The sequence below is a fragment of the Pseudomonas nicosulfuronedens genome, assembly GCF_005877905.1.
GTDB classification, from domain to species: Bacteria; Pseudomonadota; Gammaproteobacteria; order Pseudomonadales; family Pseudomonadaceae; genus Pseudomonas; species Pseudomonas nicosulfuronedens.
The window spans coordinates 1-4690 of sequence record NZ_SWDV01000084.1 but is presented as its reverse complement, the minus strand read 5'-3'; the positions used below and the strand labels follow the sequence as shown (position 1 = coordinate 4690).

At 58.5% G+C, this 4690-nt stretch carries 7 protein-coding genes; 4 read left to right on the top strand and 3 right to left on the bottom strand.

The features are described 5' to 3' along the window. Positions 1-2 precede the first annotated feature (2 nt). On the top strand, positions 3-308 hold the full coding sequence (locus FAS41_RS30290) for a histone-like nucleoid-structuring protein, MvaT/MvaU family (protein WP_246084976.1): 306 nt from the start codon (positions 3-5) through the stop codon (positions 306-308). Positions 309-451: 143 nt separating this feature from the next. On the opposite strand, the gene FAS41_RS30285 is transcribed toward FAS41_RS30290, so the two are convergent. Further along, entirely contained in the window at positions 452-682 is a 231-nt protein-coding gene (locus FAS41_RS30285; RefSeq protein ID WP_138526955.1) for a hypothetical protein, read from the bottom strand. A 547-nt stretch (positions 683-1229) separates the two neighbouring features. On the opposite strand from FAS41_RS30285, the gene FAS41_RS30280 reads away from it, so the two are divergent. The 3 genes from FAS41_RS30280 (at position 1230) to FAS41_RS30270 (ending at position 2510) form a co-directional block, all read left to right on the top strand. Then, complete coding sequence (locus FAS41_RS30280) at positions 1230-1475, top strand: hypothetical protein (RefSeq protein WP_138526954.1); 246 nt, start codon at positions 1230-1232, stop codon at positions 1473-1475. 197 nt (positions 1476-1672) lie between these two features. Next, the gene (locus tag FAS41_RS30275; RefSeq protein WP_138526953.1) at positions 1673-1984 is read left to right on the top strand and encodes a hypothetical protein; all 312 of its coding nucleotides are present in this window, start codon (positions 1673-1675) and stop codon (positions 1982-1984) included. Then, the gene (locus FAS41_RS30270) at positions 1977-2510 is read left to right on the top strand and encodes a hypothetical protein (RefSeq protein WP_138526952.1); all 534 of its coding nucleotides are present in this window, start codon (positions 1977-1979) and stop codon (positions 2508-2510) included. Before FAS41_RS30275 ends, FAS41_RS30270 begins: the two co-directional genes overlap by 8 nt. Here the strand turns inward: FAS41_RS30270 and FAS41_RS30265 are convergent. Both FAS41_RS30265 and FAS41_RS30260 read right to left on the bottom strand, forming a co-directional pair. Next, the gene (locus FAS41_RS30265) at positions 2435-3661 is read right to left on the bottom strand and encodes a tyrosine-type recombinase/integrase (protein ID WP_138526951.1); all 1227 of its coding nucleotides are present in this window, start codon (positions 3659-3661) and stop codon (positions 2435-2437) included. The two genes, FAS41_RS30270 and FAS41_RS30265, sit on opposite strands and share 76 nt — an antisense overlap. Positions 3662-4109: 448 nt before the next feature. After that, positions 4110-4550 carry a helix-turn-helix domain-containing protein gene (locus tag FAS41_RS30260; RefSeq protein ID WP_138526950.1) on the bottom strand — a complete coding sequence of 147 codons (441 nt, stop codon included), beginning with the start codon at positions 4548-4550 and terminating at the stop codon, positions 4110-4112. Positions 4551-4690 lie beyond the last annotated feature (140 nt).

Below are 4690 nucleotides of genomic sequence, written 5' to 3'. Positions count from 1 at the left end.
AACTGGAGAAGCTCAAAGGTTCTGAGCAGCTGCAGAAGGAGCTCGAGTTCGAGAAGAAGCTTCGCGATCTCATGGAAAAGCATCAGAAGTCGCTGCGCGACGTGATCAGTCTCCTGGATCCGGATAGCAGGCTGAAGGGGCAGGTGGCAGGCGCCCAAGCTGACTCCCGTCGCAAACCTCGCCAGGTGAAGACCTATAAAAATCCTCATAACGGCGAGGTGATTGAAACCAAGGGTGGCAATCACAGCGGCCTGAAGGCCTGGAAGGCGGAGTACGGTGCAGAAGTCGTAGAGAGCTGGCTTCAGTAACAGCGATCGTATTAACAAAGGGCCGAAAGGCCTTTTGTTGTTTAGGGGACGGAGTCGTGCACCAGATGAACTCGCCGCAAATTCCTGTCGTCGACGGGCCTGCAGCTGGCCAGCTTTGGCACCGCGGCCGATCAGCATCACGGTTATATGAAGAAGACGGCGACCTTTTCAGGTACCGCATCACCGTTGACGGTGATGGAAATGAACGGTGGTCCTGCGTGAAAATCAACCAGGAAATCGACTAGCTTGTGACATCTCTCTGGTATCTCGTGATTGGACCTTAAATGAACACCGCCCCCAGAACACCAAAGCTGGATGAAATATCGCCTCAACTTTCTGCGAAAATGATGAAGCTCATCGAGCAGATCAGTCATGAGACTGATCCTCTTCAAGTCCATGTTCGAACGGGTATCGTGCAGGGACACTACGACGCGCTCCTGGACGTAGGGATGTTGTCCGTATACAACCATCGCGCTCTGCGGAATATCGCCGCTTCATGGCGCGACTATCGTCTAGCGCAACTCACGAGTACTAACAGCCCTAAGGTGGCTGGGAGCGAGTAGGCACCAACCCCGCATCGATGGAGTTCCGCAAGGCGTGTCGCATTACCGTCACACAGAAAGGAACCCTCTCCTCAGTGATTAAGGGGGTCTTCCGGGGCGTCATTGCTGCCGGCGGGCGATCAGGTAGATCGACAAGGCGAAGCCCAGGATGGTGCAGATGTCGGCCAGGTTATGAAGATCGGGCATCGTTGGCGCCTCGGTAGTGGATTCGCCCCTGATCCTGGCGTCACGACCTTCTGGTGTCCTGTTGTGGGTTTTCCACGCCGGCGCTTGCCGGTGCGGGTGGTATCACGACGGTCGCGTCGGCAAGCCCCATCCGTCACTTCGAATCGCAGCTTGAAAGGAACCCGCCCCTGCTATGTGCCCGGATGACATCCCCGAAGCCCGCCGCCGGCGCAAGCTGGCCGAGCTGCGCGACACTCTGGCCCTGGCTGTGCAAGAGCCGGAAGCGGACCTGCGCGTGTGGTGGCAAGGCGTATTGCATGGCCGGCTGATCGAGCTGGAGGCCGCCGGGATGTTGAGCGCCGAGGACTGCGCGGCGTTCGCCGATCAGATACGGGTTACTTTCGAGCGCTGCCGGCCGCCGGCAAACGATGACATTTGAAATTGGCCAGCTGGCCGAGTTTGCATAACGGGCCCATTGTTAAATTGCCCCCCACATGAGCCCGCCACCCGGCGGGCTTTTTGTTGGGGACTGGTTGCCAGAAGTACCACTACTGGTACGCCAATTTAGGGCCAGTATTGGCGGCAGAGCGAAGCGGGATATTATCCGAGCCGAATCCCGCGCACTGGAGCACGCTCGTGGCGACCGACATTGGCTACTACCCTGACCACTGCTACAAGCTGCGTCGTTTGCAGGACGACGGCGGCCTCGATCCCTTCCCGGCCTTCTACCTGGTCGACCGCAACCTCTACCCGGTGCAGCAACTCATGCCTAACGGGCGGCTGTACGGGGAGCCGTTGGGCCGCGTGGAGCTCAATAACAGCTTGGCCCCCTTCCGCATACTCGCCGGCGCCGACGAGCTCGGGCAGATCGAGTTAGCCAGCGCGATCTACACCGCCGCCGACGGCCAGCGCTACCAACTGCAGCGCATCCCGTGTCCTGATGCGTAAACGCCCCTACAGCCCGTTCGCCTGCTACCAATTGCGTGACGCGAACGGTGATGACGCCGGCAGTATCCGCGACGGCGTTTACCGCGGCCGCGACTTCCAAGTGACTCCGCTGACGCCCTGGGACGGCGTGGTGCGCTCGGTGGACGTGGATCCGCCGGAGCTGTTAATGCGCTCCAACCGCGGCGGGGTGATCCTGGGCACGCGTGTAGTGTTCAACTCGGGGGAGGTGTTGCACCTGGTTCCGTTGCCGCGTGGCGAGGATCCGCACCGCGCGCCCAGGATCGAGGACGCCGATCAGTATCGCGTGTTGCTGGCCGCCCAGGAACTGGCCGAGGATGCCGGCGACGTGGAGCGCGCCGCTGGCATTGGCATTCGCCTCGACCTGGCGGCGTTCTATGAGTGCCCACGTTGTCACAACGACGCCACCGACCGCGAGGCCTGCGCGCTATGTCAGGGAGATGGGTTCGTTTGGGAAGGGATTGAGGAATCCTCGAGCTCAACACTGCCGGCGCCGCCACTCAGGTAGCTGTGCCACAGCTCCATCAGCGATCGACGCTTCTCCAAGAAATCACTTCGGTTGTAGGCCGCCTCGACTTTTCCTGCGACCCGATGCGCCAGTGCCATCTCGCAGACTTCCCTGGGCACGCTCGTATCCTCAGCTGCCCAAGTCCGGAAGGTCGATCGGAAGCCGTGAGGAACTCCTTGTGGAGCCTTTAGCTTCGAGAGTGCGCGCCCGATCGCATTGCTCGGCAACGGTCCCTTTCCGCGCGCATTGGGGAACAACCATACGCTGTGCTCCCCTTTCACCTGGTTGATGACTTCAAGCATTCGATCGGTAATAGGGACCCTGTGGGTGCGGTTGTTCTTCATTCGCTCAGGTGGAATCGTCCAGATGCGGTTCCCGAAATCAAACTCTGGCCACTGCGCACCACATACCTCTCCGTTACGAAGGACCGACAGGATTATCAGTTCAGCTGCTCGTGCAGCTATTCCATCGATGCTGTCGAGCTGGCTAAGCGAAGCCCTAGCTTCGATTGGAGTGGCAGCAGGGAAGGGGACACTCGTACGGATCTGCTTGGGCAGCAGCTTGTCGAGGTGTCCTCGCCAGCGCGCGGGGTTCTCTCCTTCGCGCATCTTTCGAGCCTTGGCAGCGTCCAGGACCAGCTCGATTCTGTTTCGCACACGCCGTGCGGTGACCGGGATTTTCAACCAGATCGGTTCGAGGACCTCAAGAACATCGTCGGTGTCGACATCGGCCGGGCGCATGGTACCGATCACAGGAAACACGTAGTCGGCGAGAGAGTTCTCCCACTGCTGTCGGTGTTTCTTGCTCCAGGCCGGAGCATGGGTCGCAATGTATCGACCGGCTTCATCCTCAAATGCCACGCGGCTACGGTTTACCGCTTCCGCCTCCAGCCGTTGCTGTCGCTTCTCGGCTTGAGGGTTTGTCCCTTTAGCGATCTGCAGGCGGTACTCATCCGCGGCAAGGCGGGCTTCCTTCAACCCCACACCGGGATAGGCGCCAATGGTCAAATCGAAGCGATCACCGCCGAAACTGTAGCGAAAAAGCCAAGTTTTTGTCCCGTTCTTTCGAATCTTAAGAATGAGCCCACGGCCATCACCGTATGAACCGGGACTGGTTTGATCCTTGACGAATGCGGCAGTGAGCTTTGACACGCTGGGCCTTCGGTTCTGCTGTTGAGTGTGTTGCTAGTAGCAACAGTTAATTTTTCATCTCTTCACGCGACAGAAAGCACGTCGCAGCCATGCGCGCCTGATACCCAACCTGTTTTTCGTCCGTCCAGTCTTGGGGGGGAACAAAGGAGGGGAGGGGGGGCACGGCTAAGTGCATGTCAGCCAGCGACCATCCCGCGGCAAATTCATCGGAGCAGTTTTCAGGCAACGGAATGGCAAGTCGCCCGGTGTGGACGCTCGTTCGTTGAGGCATCGTTCTTCCCTCTACTACGGTCGCGAAAAGTACCAGATTTCTTGGAAAAGTACGGGGATAAATTATCCCCGTACTTAAAGGCTAGAGGCAGCGCCAATACTAAGTTCAGGTTAATAGCTCCAGTTCTGAACCACAGTTTGTCCCACACATGTATTGTGTTGCGGCGGCGCCGTCCGCTTACTCGGGTGAGTTGAGCTCTCTGAGCTGCTCAGCTGTCCACGCCCAGTACCCTTCGAGGTAAATGCCGGCGGCTACCTGGTTGATCCACGTGGCCTGGTTGAAAAGGGGATGCTCGAAGCTGTACTTAGCTTTCAGCTCATCCGGTGACAGACGCAAGTCACTTGCGTACTCGCCCCGGGCGGACGCCACGGACGGCAATTCCGCTTCGCCCTGGCCGAAAGCGAGCCATGCCGGCGAGAGGCCAACCACGGACGCGATTGTTGCGAGTTGATGGAGCGTCGGGCACTGCGTTCCGGTGATGAAATCATTCAGAGAATCGCTGGGGATATGAGTCGCAGCGCTCAATTCATCCAGCGTAACCGCCCTGCTTTGAACCTCTTTAGCAAGTCGCGTCGCCAATACGGAATGGTTAAAATATTGGATCTGAAGGGGCTTCATAGATAAGACTCCAGTGGTGTGGAATCTCCCTTTTACGTCTGTAAAAAATATTCCCAAGTGCGTTTGGTTACTTTCGTATAACGCGCCAATCACCGCTCCACGATGCGATAGGACATGTTGCGGTGGGTGAATTGAGCGCT